General features: G+C 36.5%; 17 protein-coding genes and 1 tRNA gene. 10 read left to right on the forward strand and 8 right to left on the reverse strand.

Annotated elements, in window-relative coordinates; translation table 11 throughout:
- Positions 1-104: 104 nt before the first annotated feature.
- Positions 105-962 carry an AraC family transcriptional regulator gene (locus L323_RS37040; RefSeq protein ID WP_242835323.1) on the forward strand — a complete coding sequence of 286 codons (858 nt, stop codon included), beginning with the start codon at positions 105-107 and terminating at the stop codon, positions 960-962.
- Between the two features lie 7 nt (positions 963-969).
- Here L323_RS37040 and L323_RS37045 read toward each other — a convergent pair whose 3' ends face one another.
- Positions 970-1,788, reverse strand: coding sequence for a ZIP family metal transporter (locus L323_RS37045; protein ID WP_020816733.1), 819 nt, complete (start codon positions 1,786-1,788; stop codon positions 970-972).
- A gap of 391 nt (positions 1,789-2,179) precedes the next feature.
- Between L323_RS37045 and L323_RS37050 the strand changes: the two genes are divergently transcribed.
- Positions 2,180-3,148, forward strand: coding sequence for a CAP domain-containing protein (locus L323_RS37050; RefSeq protein ID WP_020816734.1), 969 nt, complete (start codon positions 2,180-2,182; stop codon positions 3,146-3,148).
- A gap of 99 nt (positions 3,149-3,247) precedes the next feature.
- On the opposite strand, the gene mscL is transcribed toward L323_RS37050, so the two are convergent.
- Both mscL and hcp read right to left on the reverse strand, forming a co-directional pair.
- Positions 3,248-3,667: a large-conductance mechanosensitive channel protein MscL gene (gene mscL / locus L323_RS37055; RefSeq protein WP_020816735.1), complete on the reverse strand. Its 420-nt coding sequence runs from the start codon at positions 3,665-3,667 to the stop codon at positions 3,248-3,250.
- 245 nt (positions 3,668-3,912) lie between these two features.
- Positions 3,913-5,481: a hydroxylamine reductase gene (hcp, locus tag L323_RS37060; RefSeq protein ID WP_020816736.1), complete on the reverse strand. Its 1,569-nt coding sequence runs from the start codon at positions 5,479-5,481 to the stop codon at positions 3,913-3,915.
- A gap of 131 nt (positions 5,482-5,612) precedes the next feature.
- On the opposite strand from hcp, the gene L323_RS37065 reads away from it, so the two are divergent.
- From L323_RS37065 to L323_RS37090, 6 genes are all read left to right on the forward strand, one after another.
- Complete coding sequence (locus tag L323_RS37065) at positions 5,613-6,281, forward strand: Crp/Fnr family transcriptional regulator (protein WP_020816737.1); 669 nt, start codon at positions 5,613-5,615, stop codon at positions 6,279-6,281.
- Positions 6,282-6,354: 73 nt separating this feature from the next.
- The gene (locus L323_RS37070) at positions 6,355-7,485 is read left to right on the forward strand and encodes an SPFH domain-containing protein (RefSeq protein WP_020816738.1); all 1,131 of its coding nucleotides are present in this window, start codon (positions 6,355-6,357) and stop codon (positions 7,483-7,485) included.
- Positions 7,486-7,564: 79 nt separating this feature from the next.
- Entirely contained in the window at positions 7,565-8,020 is a 456-nt protein-coding gene (locus L323_RS37075) for an NINE protein (protein ID WP_020816739.1), read from the forward strand.
- Between the two features lie 278 nt (positions 8,021-8,298).
- Positions 8,299-9,228 carry a phosphodiester glycosidase family protein gene (locus L323_RS37080; RefSeq protein WP_020816740.1) on the forward strand — a complete coding sequence of 310 codons (930 nt, stop codon included), beginning with the start codon at positions 8,299-8,301 and terminating at the stop codon, positions 9,226-9,228.
- Positions 9,229-9,246: 18 nt separating this feature from the next.
- The gene (locus L323_RS37085) at positions 9,247-10,278 is read left to right on the forward strand and encodes a bifunctional glycosyltransferase family 2/GtrA family protein (RefSeq protein WP_020816741.1); all 1,032 of its coding nucleotides are present in this window, start codon (positions 9,247-9,249) and stop codon (positions 10,276-10,278) included.
- 139 nt (positions 10,279-10,417) lie between these two features.
- Entirely contained in the window at positions 10,418-11,590 is a 1,173-nt protein-coding gene (locus L323_RS37090; RefSeq protein WP_020816742.1) for an MFS transporter, read from the forward strand.
- A gap of 34 nt (positions 11,591-11,624) precedes the next feature.
- Here the strand turns inward: L323_RS37090 and L323_RS37095 are convergent, their stop codons facing one another.
- From L323_RS37095 to L323_RS37110, 4 genes are read right to left on the reverse strand one after another with little or no spacing between them, the layout of a single operon-like run.
- The gene (locus tag L323_RS37095) at positions 11,625-12,398 is read right to left on the reverse strand and encodes a hypothetical protein (protein ID WP_020816743.1); all 774 of its coding nucleotides are present in this window, start codon (positions 12,396-12,398) and stop codon (positions 11,625-11,627) included.
- Between the two features lies 1 nt (position 12,399).
- Positions 12,400-15,018, reverse strand: a complete 2,619-nt coding sequence (locus L323_RS37100; RefSeq protein WP_020816744.1) for a dynamin family protein — start codon at positions 15,016-15,018, stop codon at positions 12,400-12,402.
- Positions 15,019-15,058: 40 nt separating this feature from the next.
- Positions 15,059-16,459, reverse strand: coding sequence for a hypothetical protein (locus L323_RS37105; protein ID WP_020816745.1), 1,401 nt, complete (start codon positions 16,457-16,459; stop codon positions 15,059-15,061).
- A gap of 44 nt (positions 16,460-16,503) precedes the next feature.
- On the reverse strand, positions 16,504-16,887 hold the full coding sequence (locus L323_RS37110; RefSeq protein ID WP_020816746.1) for a hypothetical protein: 384 nt from the start codon (positions 16,885-16,887) through the stop codon (positions 16,504-16,506).
- A 196-nt stretch (positions 16,888-17,083) separates the two neighbouring features.
- Between L323_RS37110 and L323_RS37115 the strand changes: the two genes are divergently transcribed.
- Positions 17,084-17,166, forward strand: a tRNA-Leu gene (locus tag L323_RS37115).
- A 137-nt stretch (positions 17,167-17,303) separates the two neighbouring features.
- Positions 17,304-18,533, forward strand: coding sequence for a hypothetical protein (locus tag L323_RS37120; RefSeq protein ID WP_020816747.1), 1,230 nt, complete (start codon positions 17,304-17,306; stop codon positions 18,531-18,533).
- A gap of 55 nt (positions 18,534-18,588) precedes the next feature.
- Here L323_RS37120 and L323_RS37125 read toward each other — a convergent pair whose 3' ends face one another.
- On the reverse strand, positions 18,589-19,641 hold the full coding sequence (locus L323_RS37125; protein WP_031342433.1) for an HD-GYP domain-containing protein: 1,053 nt from the start codon (positions 19,639-19,641) through the stop codon (positions 18,589-18,591).
- Between the last annotated feature and the right edge of the window lie 342 nt (positions 19,642-19,983).

Raw genomic sequence — 19,983 nt, forward strand, 5'->3', positions numbered from 1 at the left:
TTATCAATATTAACAGACTTAATTTCATAGTTGCCGATTGGAATAAAATTTAGTTTGTGATAAGATAAGATTACTCTGCACCATATATATTGTAAACAACAGGGGTGATTCTTTTGTGTAAGCCGGAAATCTGTGCCGAAAATTTCAATCCAACATTGCTATATGCATTCATTAATATGGTTAATTCCGAAAGCCATGTTACACTACATACACACGACTTTACTGAAGTAAAAATTATCCTGTCGGGATATTTTACATATATAATAGATGATAAATTATATGAAGTAGCCAAAGGGAATATTATTATAATAAACCCCGGTGTAAAACATAAAAAGATTATTCCGGAGGGAGTTAATATTGAGGAGTTTAATTATGCCTTAAGCAATTTACAGTTTAAGGAACTTCCTGAAAATTTCCTTATTGAACCAACTTCCCAGCCTGTTTTTAGTTTGCCCATTCATCAACCAGAAATAATAAAGTGTATTAATGAAACAATAAGCGAACAGGAAAAAAATGAGCCTTACTGCGATTTATTCATAAAAAGCAGCATAATGAAACTGACTGCGCTGTTACACAGGGGGATGACTGCAAATAAGGAAAGAACACAAAAAACAAGACTTGATATTCAAACCTCCGAAAAGACATATATCGTAAACGACATTCTTGAGTATCTGAGTTCAAATTATATGAAACAGATTTCTCTATACAGAATAGCTCACAATATGTATCTGAGTCCTGTTTATATCTCTAAAATATTCAAGGAAGAAACAGGTGAATCACCAATAAATCATTTAATAAGGATTCGCCTTACAAAAGCACGGGAACTGCTGATGTCAGGCGACATGCCTATTAAAACCGTTGCTAGAAGTGTAGGGTATGATGATGCCTTTTACTTTAGTAAGCTTTATAAGAAATACTACGGAATTCCTCCTTCAATGGAAAAAAGAAAAAACGCAGGTTGATAGATGCCTATCCAAGGGCAACATCCAGTATCATCATTACTGTAAAACCTATAATACATCCTGCGGTAGCCATATGTGTACTTTTGTGGCTTCCGCTCTGGGCTTCCGGAATAAGTTCTTCCACAACAACAAATATCATTGCTCCTGCAGCAAATGCAAGTGCATACGGAAGGATATGCTGTACATACATTACAAGTGCGGCTCCCAAAACACCTGCAATAGGCTCAACAAGACCGGAAGCTTGCCCGTATAGAAAGCTTTTTGTACGGGATAAACCCTCCCTCCTTAATGGTATTGACACTGCGGCACCCTCGGGAAAATTCTGAATTCCAATTCCCACGGCAACAGCAATTGCAGATAACAAGGTTATATTGTTAAATCCATTTGCCGCAGCTCCGAAAGCTACTCCCACAGCAAGTCCCTCAGGTATATTATGTAAAGTTATCGAAAATACAAGTAGTATACTTCGCCTCAGCTTTGTTGATATTCCTTCGCTCTCCCCATCTTTAGAGTTTAAATGCATATGCGGAATAATCTTATCGGCCATGTAGAGAAAAACCGCACCTGCTATAAAGCCCAAAGCGGCAACAAGCCATGCAGGTATTTTTGATGAATTTTCCGCCATTTCTATTGCAGGAGCCAGCAAAGACCAAAAGCTTGCCGCAATCATTACGCCTGCTGCAAAGCCAAGCATTGTATTAAGAAGGCGTTGGTTTATTTCCTTGAAAAAGAAAACCATTGCAGCTCCCAATGCTGTTAGCGCCCAAGTTGCCAATGTAGCAAAAAGCGCCAGTAATACAGGATTTTGATTATTCAACCATTCCATAATGTCTCACCTTTCAAACATACATTTTTACGAATATATTAATACCCTTATTTATTAAAAGTAAACAATACATTGCCCTATTCCAATTAAGAAAATAGTAATATTAACTAACCTACAAAAGTTTTAAAATAAAGTCATAGTCTCCCTATCCTGCTGTGGGTAAGGCCTGCAACCAAAAGCCACGCCGTTGAACAGATATCTGTATAGTTACTGTAAATAATTGGGGGGTTGTTACATCCGGGCATGAGTGTTAACATAATGTCCATACCCCGGTAGGCTGATGAATATTACGCTGATAATTCTTTTGGCAGAAGCAACGTCGCAAGAACGCTGATTATGGGCAAGAAGAAGGAACGAACGTAAAATTAATCGAAACTAATGGAGGTAAAATATGAATAAAAAATCATCTATAGTAATTTCTAGTGTAGCTGCATGTGCTATTTTCGCATCAGCCTTTGCTTTCAATGGCTTTGCCATTGGAAATACAAAAGCCGAAAGCATTGCTGCACAAGATACAACTAATATCAGCCAATCAACAACAGCACCATCAAAAACGTTAGAGTCAATAATATCTAAAGTTTCACAAGCTACAACACAAAATAAAGATGACTCAAATACAGCGGCAGTTAACAAATCAGCAGTTAACAACGTCACCGCCAATACTTCAAAATCAACAAATTGCCCAACTAAAAATAATGTTGATACAACTACAGCAACAAACAATTATAATCAGCCGACTACAACTACCAATAATAATATCGAATCAGCAGATATTATGGATAAACTGCAAGCAATAGCATATACAAAGAATTGTAATAACTCAACTGCCAAAAATACCAATTATTCAGATATTCAGTCTGCATTGAATTCATTATTCAAGTCGGGGTCATCAGCAGCTAAGCCTGCTACATCAAAACCATCAGCTTCCAAACCGGCCACTCAAAAGCCTGCTTCAACACCAGCAGTAAGCGGTGACTATGCAGCTTTCCAGAAGAGAGTTGTTGAACTTGTTAATGCAGAAAGAGCAAAAAATGGTCTAAAGCCTTTAAAAATGAATGCTCAGGTTAATAAAACAGCAACACTTAAATCACAGGATATGGCTAAATTGGGGTACTTCGATCACAATTCACCAACTTACGGCTCACCGTTTGATATGATGAAGAAATATGGTATCAGCTACAGAACCGCAGGTGAAAACATTGCAATGGGACAAACCACTCCTGAACAGGTAATGAAGGGTTGGATGAACTCACCCGGACACAGGGCAAACATCCTTAAATCATCCTTTACAGAGATTGGTGTAGGAGTAGCAAAGAACTCCAGCGGAAGATTATACTGGACTCAGCAGTTTATAGGATAATAACTATATAACAATAAATTAATATTCCTCCTTTACAGCGGGCTGCTTGCACATGAGTAAATTTTCATGTGCAAGCAGCCTTTTTTTATATAAATAGTTCTACATTTGCTTTTTAAGCAAATCCCTGATTTCAGTAAGCAATATCTCTTCCTTTGAAACTTTTTCTTCCTTTATTTCTTCTACTTCATCTTCCCTTTTCCGTTTTAGCATATTTATTAACTTTACCATCATAAAAACTACAAAAGCGATTATGAGAAAGTTAACTACTTGCTGAATAAACGAGCCGAAATATACGGCTACTTCCGGTACGTCTCCCTTTGCATGTTTTAAAGTCCATTTAAAATCAGAGAAGTTTACGCGGCCTATTATAAATCCGATAACAGGCATAATGATTTGATTCACAAGTGAATTAACTATGGCAGTAAATGCAGAGCCAATTATTACACCCACAGCCAGATCCACCACGTTTCCTCTAGATATAAACTCTTTGAATTCAGAAATAAATTTTGATTTTTTCATAATAGCATCCTTTTTTAATTATTTTGTATTTTAATTGTGAAGTAAAATTAGTATATACAAGAATTATACATAAATTAATGAGATATGTAAAAAGGAGGCCAAAATAAATATTAAAAAAAAGTCCAATCATTTATGAGTATTGGACCCACATAAATGATTGAACCGTAGTATTATTTATATATTGGGAGAATCCCGCCCACCCACAGCACTGGCATACAAGCAGGTCAGGAAAATTGACTTTAATCTTATCCGAGAATCTTTTTTAAGTCCTCATCGGGAGTAGAAATCGGGCTGATGTTGAATTTATCTACTAATATATTTAATACGTTTTGTGAAACAAAGGCAGGCAGTGTAGGCCCAAGGTAAATATTCTTAATTCCAAGAGAAAGCAGAGTCAACAGTATGCAGACAGCCTTCTGTTCGTACCATGAAAGTACCAGTGAAAGAGGCAGTTCATTGATATCACACTCAAAAGCGTTAGCCAGAGCAGCAGCCACCTGTATTGCACTGTATGCATCATTACATTGTCCCATATCCATGATTCTTGGGAGTCCGCCTATTTCACCGATATCGAGGTCATTGAAACGGTACTTTCCGCAAGCAAGTGTCAGTATAACTGTGTCCTTTGGTGTTTTCTGAACAAATTCTGTGTAGTAGTTTCTTCCTACCTTTGCACCGTCACAGCCTCCTACCAAGAAGAAGTGTTTTATTGCTCCTGCCTTAACAGCATCAATTACCTTATCTGCTACTGACAGAACAGTTCCTCTTGCAAAACCGGTTGTTAATGTATCGCCTCCGTTTATGCCAGTGAACCTTGTGTCTTCCTTGTATCCGCCAAGTTCAAGTGCCTTGTTTATTACAGGAGTAAAGTCCTTTTCGTCTCCTATATGAACCATTTCAGGATATGCAACTACCTCAGTTGTAAAAACTCTGTCACTGTAGCTTGGCTTTACAGGCATAAGACAGTTAGTTGTAAACAGTACAGGCGCCGGAAGATTGTGAAATTCCTTCTGTTGATTCTGCCAAGCTGTACCAAAGTTACCCTTTAAATGAGGGTATGCTTTAAGCTTAGGATATGCATGTGCAGGAAGCATCTCACCATGAGTATAAATGTTGATTCCCTTATCTTTTGTTTGTTCCAGAAGAAGGTACAAATCGTAAAGGTCGTGACCTGAAATTACAATAAAGGGACCTTTTTCAACAGTCATTGGAACAGAAGTCGGTACTGGAGTTCCATAGGTTTCTGTATTGGCCTTATCAAGAAGAGCCATGCACTTTAAATTAACTTCCCCTGTTTCCATAACAACTGCCAACAGTTCATCAATAGACATATCACTTCCTACGGCTCTCAGTGCCTTGTAGAAGAATGTGTTAACCTCTTCATCGGAATATCCCAGAACCAACGCGTGGTATGCATAAGCTGCCATACCTCTGATTCCAAATAAAATCAGGGATTTCAGTGAACGAATGTCCTCATGAGCATTCCAAAGATTTTCCATATCATAGCTGTTCTGTGCTGCAACTCCGTTAACCAGGTTTAATTTTTCACTATTAACTTTTTCAATATGTCTAAGAATTGATGCATTGTCAAAGCTTACGTTGGTTATTGTTATAAACAGACCTTCAATAATTGTTTTATGAGTACGGTCGGTCGGTTTCACATTTTGTGCTGTATTTGCAAGGCCTATCATCGCACCTGTTAGTAAATCCTGATAATTTGATGTATCTGCTTTTTTACCACAGACACCTGCACCTCCTGTGCACCCTTTTCCTCCTGCAGTTTGTTCACATTGAAAACAAAACATATCTGACATAATATAACTCCTTTCAAAACATTTTTATTTTTTTATTTAATTTTTGTTTTTGTATTGATTGACTTTACGAGATGAGTATACTAAACTAAATCCAATAAATCTGTTGCATTTGCAACAAGGAGTAAAATTTTATGAATAATTCAGTAGAAATATTAAAACAGGTGGCAATTTTTCAAAATGTAAGCGATGAAAGTATTCTTCATATGTTAAAGTGCCTTGAATCCTACGAGCAGGTTTATTCTAAAAATGATATCCTGCTGCTGGCAGGAGACAAGGTATCATCTGTAGGGATAATTCTAGCAGGTTCCGCCCAGATTGTTAAAGAAGATATAATGGGTAACAGAAATATAGTATCCGAAATCGGTACGGCAGACATGTTCGGAGAAGCTTTTGCATGTGCGAATATAGCGAAAAGCCCGGTAACAGTGCTTACTACTACGGGATGCACTGTAATGTATATCAGGTTTAACAGGATTGTTACAACCTGTTCTTCCTCCTGCAGCTTTCACACCAAGCTTATTTCAAATATGCTTTCACTTATTGCACAGAAAAATATTTTTCTTAATAACAAAATAGACATTTTGTCACAGAGATCAACCCGTGAAAAGCTTATGGCCTATTTCTTAATGCAGATTCATAAAACCGGGAAAAACAGATTCAGGATTCCTTTTTCTCGTGATGAACTTGCAGACTTTTTATGTGTAAACCGAAGTGCTTTATCAAGAGAATTATCAAAGATGAAACAAGAAAACATACTTGATTTTGACAGGAATGAGTTTGAGGTATACCCGGCGGAGTAACAGCCTCAAAGGTTTGATTTACAGGGTATGATATGATATAATTGAAACAATATTTTGTGAGGTGATGTCCAATATGGCTATCATTGATAGAGTTAAATTTGACGGACTTAGATCCCGTGACTGGATTGTTTACAAACATCCCGCCGAAGATCTTGTATATGGAACACAGCTTATTGTAAGTGAAGGCCAAGTTGCAGTTTTTGTTAAAGGTGGAGAGATTTGTGACCTGTTTACCCCGGGTACCTATACTCTTGATGCTAAAAACCTTCCAATACTTAAAGCCTTTGTAAATCTGCCTTTTGGAGGAAAAACTCCTTTTAGCGCAGAAATTTTTTATATCAATACTACCACAAAACTTGATATCAACTGGGGAACATCCGATCCGGTACAAATAATTGATCCTAAATATTATACCAGACTCAGGGTTCGTGCTTTTGGCCAGATGGGCTTAAAACTTGAAAACTATGAAACCTTTTTTCGTGAACTGATTGGTGTAATGAATCCGGCTGATATTATTAAACTTGACAATGTCATAGATTTCTTTAAGGGAATCTTGATTCAGAAGATAAAAAGTATAATCGCCAATGTAATTGTAAATCAAAAAATATCTGCTTTAGAGATTACTGCGAGACTGGATGATATTGCAAATTACACCCTTGAAATGATTGCTCCCGAATTTTCAAAATACGGATTAACTGCAATCAACTTAATTATTAAGTCCATTAATTTTCCTGATGAAGACTTTGAGGAAATTAACAAGATTCTCAAAAACAAGGCTGAATTCGAAATTATGGGTGACAACCGTTATGTAACAAAACGTTCTTTTGATGTTTATGACCATGCTGCCAGCAATAATTCAGGGGTTGCAGGTGCATTTGCTTCAGGGGGTGTTGGTTTTGGGATAGGTGCATCTCTGGGTTCCGACATGCATAACACCATTAATACAAGAGCGGCTGCAGATATGGCAACCATATCATGTCCCTCCTGCAATGCTCATAATTCTGCGAAATCAAAGTTTTGCTGTGAATGTGGAAAACCATTGGAAACTCCAAAGAAGAAATGTACTTCATGCGGAGTGTTAGTATCCGGCAATCCAAAATTCTGTCCTGAATGTGGAACTCCTATGGGAACCAAGAATTGTGAATGCGGAGCAGAAATCCCGGTAGGCACAAAATTTTGCCCACAATGCGGTAAAAAACTGTAATTATTGTGGTCAGACTTTTGGTAATATATCATATTATTAATAAATATAATTAAAATAAATTAGATAGGGTGGTATAAAAATGGCTCAAAATGAATGTCCTCAATGCGGAGCACCAAATGCTCTTAGTGATAGGGAATGTAAATATTGCGGTGAAGCTTTGACAGTAAATAGTTATTCTGCTCCATCAGCTACTCAGAGACCTGTTTCCGAACAGCAGGAGTTTGACTTTAAAGCTGAGGCACTACTATACCAACAGCAGGTGGCACAACAGCAATTTTCTCAGCAGCAATATATAAACAACGGCATTGATCCTTCCTGGCCAATAAAAAACAAAATTGTAGCCGGTCTATTAGCTATATTTTTAGGTGGACTCGGAATTCATAAGTTTTATATGGGCAAAATAGGTAAGGGAATACTTTATCTGTTATTTAGTTGGACTTTTATTCCAAGTTTTATTGCCTTTATCGAAGGTATTGTATACTTATGTTCTAATGACCATAATTTCCAAGTAAAACATCATGTAAGATTTCAATAGATGTATTAAAAAGCAGTATTAAAATCTTTAAAAAAACTTTAAAACGGTAATGATGCTTAAAAGCTTCATTACCGTTTTTATATGTCCTCATTCTTGCTTGTCAACCCTTCCACGACAGAATTTATCTTCTTAAATTCATTGAAATCGCCAGCCACAAGATTATTTTATATAAAATAGCTGAATTTCTTCAAACCTTCACACTATAAACACAAAACCTTTAAATTTTAAACACAAACCGGAATTAGTATTTTTATATAAGCAATAAGGAGGTAAAATCAATGACAGAAAATAAAAGCAAACGTATTTTATTGATCAGTCTTATTTCAGCATTTGTAATCGGTCTGATTCTATTAAGTCTGGCAAACCGTTATCTGATTGAGCATGTAGAAGTTACCAATGCTATGATTTCCACATCCGGTAATTCAATTAATAAACAAAACTCGTCAAAAGAGTCTTTTACCTCGGATGACTGGAATTATAAAAGTGATACCAAATCTATAACAATAAAAAAAGTGACCTCAGGCTCCGGTGACGATAAAATTACATATTTTGTAGCCGACGTGCAGCTAAAGAGCTCAAGTGACTTGAAGTCGGCCTTTGCAAAAAATGAATTTGGAAACAACATCATAGAATATACTTCAAAGATTGCTGGTGACAACAATGCCATCCTTGCAATCAATGGTGATTACTATGGATTTCGTAACGATGGGATTGTAATCAGGAACGGAAAGCTTTTCCGAGATATTCCTGCACGAGAAGGACTTGCATTCTATAAGGACGGTACAATGAAAACCTATGACGAGACAACTACTTCAGGAGAAAAGCTGTTATCTCAGGGTGTAAAACAAACTCTTTCCTTCGGTCCCGCTTTGGTACAAAACTCCAAAGCAATTAAAGATTTCGGCAGGACCGTCGTAGATACTAATTTCGGCAACAGATCAATTCAAAAGGCAAATCCCAGGACTGGAATAGGTATTATTTCTGACAATCATTATGTTTTTGTTGTTGTTGACGGGAGAAGCACCGGATACAGCAGAGGCATGACCCTTTCCGAATTCTCCCAGGTATTTGAGGACCTTGGCTGCACTGATGCTTACAATCTTGACGGCGGCGGCTCTTCTACAATGTATTTTATGGGCAAAGTGGTCAACAACCCTCTAGGAAAAGGCGAAGAACGCGGTGTCAGTGATATTTTGTATATAAATTAGAAAGCAGGTGAATTCCATATGAAAATAGTAATTCCAGCATATGAGCCGGATCATAATCTTCTTTTTCTTGTCCAGTATATTAATATTAACAGCAGCTATGATATTATAATTGTTAATGACGGAAGCTCCTCCAAATTCGATTCTATATTTGAAAATGCCATAAGTATGGGATGTACCGTTATAAATCATAGTAAGAATCTTGGTAAAGGTGCTGCCCTTAAAACCGCTTTTAGTTATATCCGAAAAGAGAACACAGAAAAAGAAGGAGTTGTATGCGCCGACTGCGACGGACAGCACACATGGAAGGATATATCCAACGTAGCTGAAAACATAAATTACCATAAAAATGCAATTATTATGGGATGCAGAGAGTTTACCGGGTCCGTTCCTCTACGCAGCCTTATCGGTAACAAATTAACCTGTTTAATTTTTTCTTTTATATCAGGCAGTAGTGTCTCAGACACCCAAACCGGTCTCAGGGGCTTTTCAATTGAAATGCTGCCTTGGCTTCTAAGTATAAAAGGGGACCGGTATGAATATGAGATGAATCAATTGTTGGAAGCCCGGTCTTCAGGGTATGAATTATTCAGTATTCCTATAAGGACCGTTTATGAAAACAAAAATAAAAGCAGTCATTTTCGCCCGGTACGGGACTCTATTAAGATTTATCTTCCAATATTAAAATTTGGAATGTCTTCTGCATCCTGTGGAATAATTGATTTCATATTGTTATTTCTTATAAACCGGTTAACCGGTAACCTGCTTTTGTCTGTGGTTGGTGCCAGAGCCATAAGCTCTTTCTGCAATTATTTACTGAATAAGAATCTTGTTTTCAATGCTTCCTCACATAAATCCTTAAAGGGTCTGGTGCAGTATTATGGGCTGGTTGTCATTATTCTGCTGTGCAATTATTTCTTAATGAGCTTGTTCACCGCATTTCTGAGACTGTCTCTTTTAGCTGCAAAGTTAATTACTGAAGGACTTCTTTTCTTTATTAGCTATTACACCCAAAAGAAATATGTATTTGGTCATTTCAAAGTCGGCCCGTAAATGCAAAGTATTGGCACCAATTACCTCAAAATTTAACCCATTTGTAGAACTTTATTTTATAATATAATTTATTTTTTTGTAAAAAATAAAGACTGCTAAAGTGGTATGTAAAATCATCTGAGCATTGACGGAGGTATGGATGTCAAGAAAAGCCAAATTACTATTAATTGTTAGTGCACTTTTTACCCTTGCAATGGGGATTTCAAATGTTTTTCTTAATATTCTATTATGGAAAGAATCAAAGAACTTTATAGTTTTAGCACAGTATAATCTTATGCAGTATATTTTTGTTCCTATTACCTTTATTTTTGCCGGATGGCTTTCCAAAAGAAAAAACGGTATATGGTCACTGAGGTTGGGAATACTTTCTTTCATTATTTTATTTGGGCTTATCCTTTTATTCGAAGATAAAATTTCAAAATTCGTTCTGCTATTCGGTGTATTATATGGTGTAGCCGCAGGTTTTTACTGGCTTGCTTTTCATGTTCTGAGTTTCGATTTTACGTCAACTGAAAACAGGGATACCTTTAATGGTTATAATGGTTCCATTGCAGGTATCTGTGGCGCTGCTGCACCTATTTCCTCGGCTTATATAATTAATAAAAATCTCTTTGGAATGGGTTATACTATTGTCTTTTCTATTTCATTGCTGCTGTTCGTAGTACTGATATTGGTATCCTTTTTAATAAAAGCAGAATATTACGGAAGCATGCTGAATTTTAAAAAGATATTCGGCACCAACTCTCATGATTGGAGCTTTTTAAGAAAGGGCTTGTTCATGTGGGGTTTCAGAGATGTTATTATAGGTTTCCTAATTATTGTACTTGTGTTTAAAACTACAGGCAGTGAATGGTCTGTAGGTACTTTTTCACTGATTGGTTCTGTTATTTCATCAGCAGCTTTTGTAGTTGAACAAAAGCTTGTTAAACCAAAATCAAGGTTAAAATCAATGCTGGCAGGTGCTACATTAATGTTTGTGGCAGTGTGGGGACTGGTTGTCAATATCAGTTACGGAACCCTTCTGTCGTATATGATAATGGAATCTGCATTTCTGCCCTTTTTTCTGGTTCCTTTTTCTTCTGCCAGCTTCAACATTATTAGTCTCCGGCATCAGGATGATTTGAGGCTTGAATATATTATCAATAAGGAAATCATTCTTAACAGTGGCAGAATTGTAAGCCTGCTGATACTCATCGGTTTGCTGTGGTTTATAAAATATGACCGGAGCCTTAATTATTTTTTGCTGTTTATAGGCTGTACACAACTCATATCCCTGTACTTTTTACAAAAAATGAAAGTCTGGAGGATGTAAATTTAATAAAAGGAATACATCCTCCACGAAATAATTATCTTTCATATACCTCGGTAGTACCATAGGCAGCGTTTGAAACCCTTGGAGAAAATTCTTCAATCTGCAGCCCATCGTGACATAGCTGTTTAAATGCATTATATCGAGACTGGCCGTCGGCGGATTGCAACAAGCCACTATAGTTTTTTTCTAAAACTAATTTAATCAGGTATACATCTAAACTACTTGATTGTGTCGGGCTGTTAGTTATATCAAACCATTTTATTATCTTTGAGTTATTGAATTGATTAGTATTTCCTACCCATAAGTATCTGGTTGATTTATACAACTCATCACAGACTTCCTCTGAAAGATGCATATTCTCTTTCAAGGTATTTAAGCAGCTTTCATTGCCTGCTCTAAGTACCAGTATCAATATATTTTTTTCTGATTGACTGGAAGGCTTATAAACATTAGCTTTTTTCTCTGTCCTTTCAAGGGGCATTTCCTTTTGGTCATTTTTATATTTTCTTTGATAGATAAAAATCATTGATATCCCAACTATAGCCAGCCCTGCAATAAAAAGGCCCTTCATTCTTAATCCTCCTTTCTTCTTATTCAAAGGTATATATAAAGGCTCAAACAATTTAGAGAAATAATCGGTACATTTATCAATTATCTTTCTGCTATCCTCGTCCGATGAGTTAAAATGAGGAATGATGTCGGTCAATCTGTTGACTGCGCATTTTAAGCTATCTTTTTCTTTTTCACAATAATCACACTGTTTAAGGAATTCTTTTTCCCAAGTTTTAATATCATCGCCTATTTTCATCTTAAACCCCGTTCCCGTCAACAGCGACTTCCTTAATACTATTGGATATCGCAGATGCATTATTGGCTTGAAGTAAAATTTTATTCCATCTACCGACTTCCTCTTCATGCTTTTGCTCACTCATGCTTATTTTGGATTTTATTGTTTCGTTTACTGTAGTTATAAGAGTATTTATTGAAATTGAAAATGCATCAGAATAATTGTTCAACTGTTCAGCCATCCATTCAAACATATACTTCCAGAATAATTCTTTAGCATTGGTTAAGCCGTAGTCCCATTTCTGTTTCAAGGCTACACCATTAGGAAAATAATAAATATTTCCCATTACATCAACGTAATCCACATAGCTTTCAGTGCTACTGCTTCCACAAAATGAACCTTGCTTGACTCGTGTCTTCCATACTGTTTTTTTACCTATACTAACTTCTTCTTCCGGAGGTTTTGAAGCAAACTCGAAAATTCCGTCAGGCAAAGACAGTTCATTAACATCTACAGCTTGAAGTATATTCTCAATTGTTTCAGTCAACTCAAGATCATTAATTCCCAGCTTTTTCCTGCATATTTCTGCTATCTCGTCTATATGTCCCTGAATCATATTTCTTAGTGGAAGAACCAGCTCATGTGAATACGATTGGAGCAGTAGCCCGGCTCTTGCTGAAAGTGCCTTGTTTATTGCTACATCTAAAAAATCATAGCGTTCCATAAACTTCTGAATTTCTTCGGTTTTATTTGCGGATTTCATAACAAAGTAATTGTTAACTACCTCCTTGTCCCTGAGTCCGCCAAGTATAAGTCTGCTGACATAATCATATGCCCTTGCAAGTCGGGATGACACTTCGGCAGGAAGAAAATCCATTTTCCCCAGCACCTCATCATATGTATCGTTATTTATAATGGAATCCCCGATAATTTGTATTATTCCAAGCCTCAATTCATCCGTTAGGTGTGCAACCGAGTCAAACATATTGGAAAAATCATCAATGCTTCCGAATATTTCTTCATGGTCGTTAACAAACTGTTCTGCATCATATGTTCCTTTTCCCTCATTTATCTTCCTTGTTATTTCCTGAAGATTTTCCTGAAACTCCTGCTTTTTTTCGCCTATCCTCCCGGGTGAAATTACAATTTCCTCCTTTAAGGACACAACCTCCCACTTGATTTTGTCAATTCTTTTCCTCTCCTCATCGGGGATATCCTTACTTTCGTACTCTGCCAGTTCATCCAATATTGAATTCAAGTCACTTTTTATACTATTGGCCACTTCTTCACTGTCACAGCCTATAAGCTCGGCTTTAAGCCTTACAGTACCCAGGTAATAATTTACAAGTCTCAGCTTTGAATTTGTAACTCTTATACTCCCAAGAGTTTTCAAGGTACTGTGTAGGGCACAGAATATTTTGAATAATTCGCATATTGCAGGCATTATAATCAGCTGGGAAAAACTATTATTAAGCCGTTCCTGTATCCTCTCAAACAGCAGGTTTCCGTTACTGCATTCGTATGTGTAGTCAAGGAGCTTTCTTAAATCCTCTTCCTTTAAATCATTACCGTGCTTTATACTGCTTCTTAATTCGGCAAGCCACTTTTCAAGTTCTTCATCATTTGCATTGCTGTCATATATATCATAGCAATCCTTCATCAAGCTTTTGAGAAACCATTTATAGTTATATTTTAGAGCATCATTTGGATATTGAGGCTCTATTTTCTTGTTTTTATGTGAAACAGGCCCCCAAGCACACTGTGCGTAAAACAGAGGGAGTGCGGTAAACGGTATTATCTCAGGCTCGTTTTTCAGGGATAATACTTCCCTAATCTCTTTTTTGAGATTACATATATTTAAATCTAGTTCTACATCTGTTTCATTTCTCAAATCAACCCTGTTAAGCAGAAAAATTATGGAATCATGTCTGCCTCCCAAGAAATTCACTATATCCTTTAGTTCTCCCAGAAGCTTTTTACGGTTCTCATCATCTGTATGGCAATAGTCCATGGCCACAAGACACAGGGATCTTGTCAGCATCTCCTGTATAACACTCAGATTTTCCTTGTCTCCGCTGTTTTTCAGACCGGGCAGGTCCACAAGTTCCACACATATATCTTCCGGAAGGTTAAGCATTTCAGGTGATGAACCTATAAGCAAAGGACCTTTTGAGTAAATTCTCGGAGGCGCAGAGTTTTTTCTGTTATCAAGATATGTTTTCATGGTGTCACTGTTAATGTTATATGCCTCTTCATCTAAAATATCCTGCTTAATCTGTCCAGTTTTCCATTTGGAGTTTTTGGTTTTTTCTATATAAAGGGACCGTTTGTTAGAGTTTTTCAAAACAAGTATTCCGGCACTTTTTTCACCGGAATCAATGGGTGCTATCATTTTTCCTGCTAATGCATTTGTAAGTGTTGATTTCCCCGACGAAGTAGTGCCGATAGTAGCAATAGAAAGAACGGGATTCTTAATCCTTACCATAGCACGTTTGTGTTCTTCAAAAAAACTTTTGAATTGTGAAGTAACCAGCTCATCGCCTAAAAAGTCTTCCTTGTATTCATTAAAAAGGGCTGTCATACCATTTCCTAAATCCTCTAAAAGTTTCTGAGTTGACTTTAGTTTCTCACTGTTATACATTAACATTCCTCCTTATCTCTCTTTCCAAATCTCATACAAGTCACTGTAAGGGATAGGCCGGGTGGTGAATAGACTTAAGTACCGAATTTACCCTATTCAAAAAGCATTTGTCCAAATTTGATACATTTTCACTCAAAAGTTTATCAAGACTTTCATCCAGACTGCTGATATTTTGGATTTTAGCATTTATCAGGGAATTGCAATTTCCATATGTAAACAGATTTATCCCCCTGCTTAGCAGAGGCTTTACGTACTTATTGACTTCCTCGTAAGTAGCTCCCATATTGGCTAACGCATTTGCTGTATCCGCATAAATAGCAGGCAATACTTTACTGTAATTATCTATTTGCTCAATTTTCGAAAGCAATGACATATAAAAATCTCCTATAGAACGTCGTATCATTTCGGCCCCCGGTATGCTTCCGACCAACAAAGGAAGTTTGGGTACAGTCCCATATTCTGCCAGATGATATGCGTCGGCATACATCCCTGCACAGCAGGAAAAGATACCGGATACCTGCTCAGAAATCTTTTCTTTCACAGAATCCCTTATTTCATCGGTTTCTGATAATTGTGAATACAACTGATGAATCATTTGCTTTTTATCCTCACCCTGATCACCAAGCTTTTCAATCATTTTAATAATTTTTATGTTATTATTTAATTTTTCAGAATAAAATCCTTCAGGTTTTATTCCCAACTCCTGTATTAACTCCATACTCTTTTTACTTTCTTCATATAAAGTATTCAGATACAGAGGTTTAATATTAATCCTGCCGAACTCAACTCCCACAGGAAGGTTTACCTTTTCCCCCAGCCCCCATGACCATATTTTGAGAATTATTGTTTGTCCGTCATTAATAAATTCAGGTGTTAGTACTAGAACCGGCTGGCCTTGAAGCCCTGAAAACAGGTAATTGACCGATGCATCGTTAGAGGGTGCATCCTCACGCCAGCTGCCTATCTCAGAAACAACAGGGTGAGTGCTTATGCTATTATAATGTGTTACAAGAAATGAAGACAGATTACCATTTATATTTCTTGCAATAGGATGGTCTTTATCCTTTAATGACGTTATTATCCTGCATGGAATGACCTCTTTACCGTCAATACTGCAGCCTTCAAAGGGTGTATTAAGTGCAAAATGTATATCAAATGGTTCTCTTAAAGGCCAACAGTTGGAATAAAAGGTTTTTTGCTTCCACTCATCCATACGTATATCAAATTGTGTCCTTGCTTCCGTTAACCTGAACTGATGATCTATCATCTGTATCTTGCTTTTGTTCTCAAAACTAATGGATGCTTCTTCTTTTTTCTTCTGTATTTCCTTTTGCTCTTTACCTGTAAAAAAGTCGTATGATTTTTTTGCTACAGAGGAAATTGCTCGGGTTGCCAGTCTTGATACAACCAAAACAAGTATATCGTCTACTGCAAATGCCATAGTATTACCCCCCTCGTACTATAAATCCCTTAAGTTAGTTCTTATCACCAATGGTCACTGTAGTTGTGTCCGCAATTACTGCACGTATTACCGGATATGCTCTCAAAATGCTGGCAATTGCAAAGATAACGCATACATTTTCCATAACCGTGAAAACTGGGACTACTTGCAGATTGTTGTTTTATTATACTGTTTTGAGCATAACCCCTTGAAACTTCGTCGGTATCCGTGGTTTCATTTTTCTCATCCGCCGTATTCTCATCAGATTCATCGCAGCGATCTTCATCGTTTATGTCATCTTCATTGTCATCTTCTTCTGAATCTTCGTCTTCATCATTCGCATCCTCAGTGTCATAATCAGCATCCTCCTGCTGGTTATCATCATCGTAATCGTAATCCTCATCATCATCCCAAAATCCGTTACTCATTTGCATTACCTCCAATCAAGTATATTATTAAAACAATTATATATTAATTATATTTATTTAGGTACCAGGTATTTCATTTTTTTTTAATAAATGTAACTTAGTTGAAAATTTGTCATTCAATATGACCATACAAAAATATTTATTTAATATTTTGTTGACAAAACTATCAAATGTATTTATAATAAAAACTGCTCGTGCGGATGTGGCGGAATTGGCAGACGCGCTGGATTTAGGTTCCAGTGGGCGACCGTGGGGGTTCAAGTCCCTTCATCCGCACCAAAAAAGAGTTTCACATTTGTGAAACTCTTTTTTTATGCCATGACATTGTATAAAAGTAATTTAAATTAAAAATTGACACAATTTGGTATATGGTATATCATTTCAAATAAAAATAAATTACAACAGGAGACAATACTATGAATGAAAGTGTCTATACCAACGTGCAATTTATCGGCCATGTGGTAAGTTCCACCCCACTGTTAAAGGAATCCGTTGAAGAAATAAGCGATTGGGGAATCTATCTTGGCCTAGAGAATGATAACGATGACATAAATGCCCGTCTGCAGATCGTATCAGATGTATTAAAGCAGGTAATCAGTATAGGTGACATCACCAAGGACTCATCTACTCTAAAAGTATTTGCATTGCCTGAATTCTTTTGGAGAGGAATCAAGGGTGCATACATAAATTCACAAAAAGCGAACGATGAAATGTACAAAAAAATCAGCGACGGCCTTATTAATATTATTAAGACCCTTGAAAAACAATATGACTTTAGTGACTGGCTTTTCTTATTCGGTTCCATTTTGACTACCTTCGATATCCCCGACTGTATAACTGATACAGACAAAACCCTTTCAAAAGTTGGCGATGATTATTTAAACGTATACAGCATACTAAAAAAATCTACTAACAATAAGAGTATTCCGAAAGTCTCTCACTTGTTGAAAATCATTGATAAAAAGCAATCAGCAGAAAACAGCTATGACCAGGAACTTTCAGATTTACTGTGCGATGTATTAAGTATGAGCGACGGTTTAGCCAATAAAATGGTTTATAACAGATGTTTTATCTATTACAGGCAGAATACCAATTCCATACAGAAGCAATTCAAGTCCAAAGAAGACTTTATATTAAACAATCCTTCGGCTTCAAAAGGCATAGTTGAAAATTACCTGCAAACAATGGTTAACTACCCTCCTGTCTCTGATACTAAAAATCCTGTACAAACTTTAACCTACTCTACTTTTAACTGCGGAGGCTTAAATATAGGTGTTGAAATCTGTCTTGACCATAGTAGAAAGAGACTTTTGGGCTATTTATCCGAGAAAAAGATAAAGGAATTGGATGTCCAAATAGTAATATCCTGCGGCATGTCTTTGAAAAAGGATTCTGCTGCAACAAAACAAGGCGGTATACTTTTTAATTGCGACGGAGAATATGTTATAGATGGTGATGCTCAGAACGGAGATTGCTGTCACTCACAGTTAAAGACGTTCAGTTTTGACGCAAGCTGCGGTCCAAGACTGTCAGACCATATTCCTGCTTCAATCGTTACAGACGTTAATGCTACGACTGCGGAACAAAAACTTTATCCTCACGGCCTGGGACAAATACACGTTTATAATCCGCAAAAAATAAAATAACTATTTTCGATATTAAAGCAGAGATGACTTATTTTAAGTCTCTCTGCTTTCTTAATCAACAGGATGATACTATAAAGTAATTATTGCAGCTTTCCAGATTGATTTCTTCATAGGGATATTTTGAAGTTCCATCAGAATTTATATTGAGTCTTACAATTGGAATATGTGACTTGTTCAAACCGATAACAATCCCCTTTTCCCCGCTGCTCATAGTAACCTCGGTGCCAATTGGATATGGCGGAATAACGTTAAGAAAGCATCCTAAAATTTGTGAATCAAGGAGCATATTATTTATAGATTCCAGATAATTTATAGCATTAAAAGTTCCTATTTTCTTGCGGTATATTCTGTCCGAGGTCAAGGCATCAAATATATCCGTCACAGCTACTATCTTTGAATAAAGATGTATTTCCTCCTTATTCAAAGCCATTGGATAGCCTTTTCCGTCGCATCTCTCATGATGATTCAATGCAACCAACGCAGACTTATCACTAATACCAGGTATATTTTTTAGGATATCATAACCCAGCTTTGAATGTCGCTTTATTACTTCAAATTCGTCATTTGAAAGATAAGACTTTTTATTCAGTATTTCTGTAGGTATTAGTACTTTGCCTATATCGTGTAAAAGTGCACCTACTCCCAGTTCCTGAAGTTCGGCCTGTCCAAGCTTAAGTTTTATACCTATTATTAAAGACAGTATACAGACATTTACACTGTGAGAAAAAGTATAACCGTCAAAGGTCTTTATATCCATCAGGTTAACAATTATTTCTTCGGAATCAAGGATATCATTTAGGATTTTATCTACAATTGAAATGATGTTTCCGGATGGTGGCATACCTTCAAAACTATACTTCTCCATAGTTTGTTTCATAAAGTGAATGGCTTCTAACCTAGTAATGTCTCTTATTACATCTTTTACAACTATATCCTCTGAAAAATTATCCTGGATATACAATTCAGTAATACCAAGAGAGGCAATTTGTGCTAAGTGCGATGGTGTTAATACAGTTCCCGCATCAATTAACATTGATGAACCATTATAATATACTGCCTTCCCCAATGTCATTCCTGTCTGGCAGTTTGAAATATTAATCTTTCTCATTGTTTCCTCTTCAGCAAAAACCATGCGCTAAACCAGACATACCCCTTGGCATAACAGCTTCAGCACGGTCTTGATTAGTATTATTCCGGGACATTAAAATACAATCCGGAACCTTTGTGTATAATATTTGTAGAAACATTATCTAAAGTTTAATTACACTGCTACCGAATTACGTTGTATTTTATGATTTGACTATTAATTAACCCCAGTTATTACTTGATGTGACAAAATGTAGTATCTACCAAAACAATTATACTTTTTTTCCCAATTAATATCAACAAAATTTTGTTTTATTTTACAAAGAATATATTTTAGAATATACTTATTACAACTTTACTTTGG

Source organism: Ruminiclostridium papyrosolvens C7 (assembly GCF_000421965.1).
Classification (GTDB): Bacteria; Bacillota; Clostridia; order Acetivibrionales; family DSM-1351; genus Ruminiclostridium; species Ruminiclostridium papyrosolvens_A.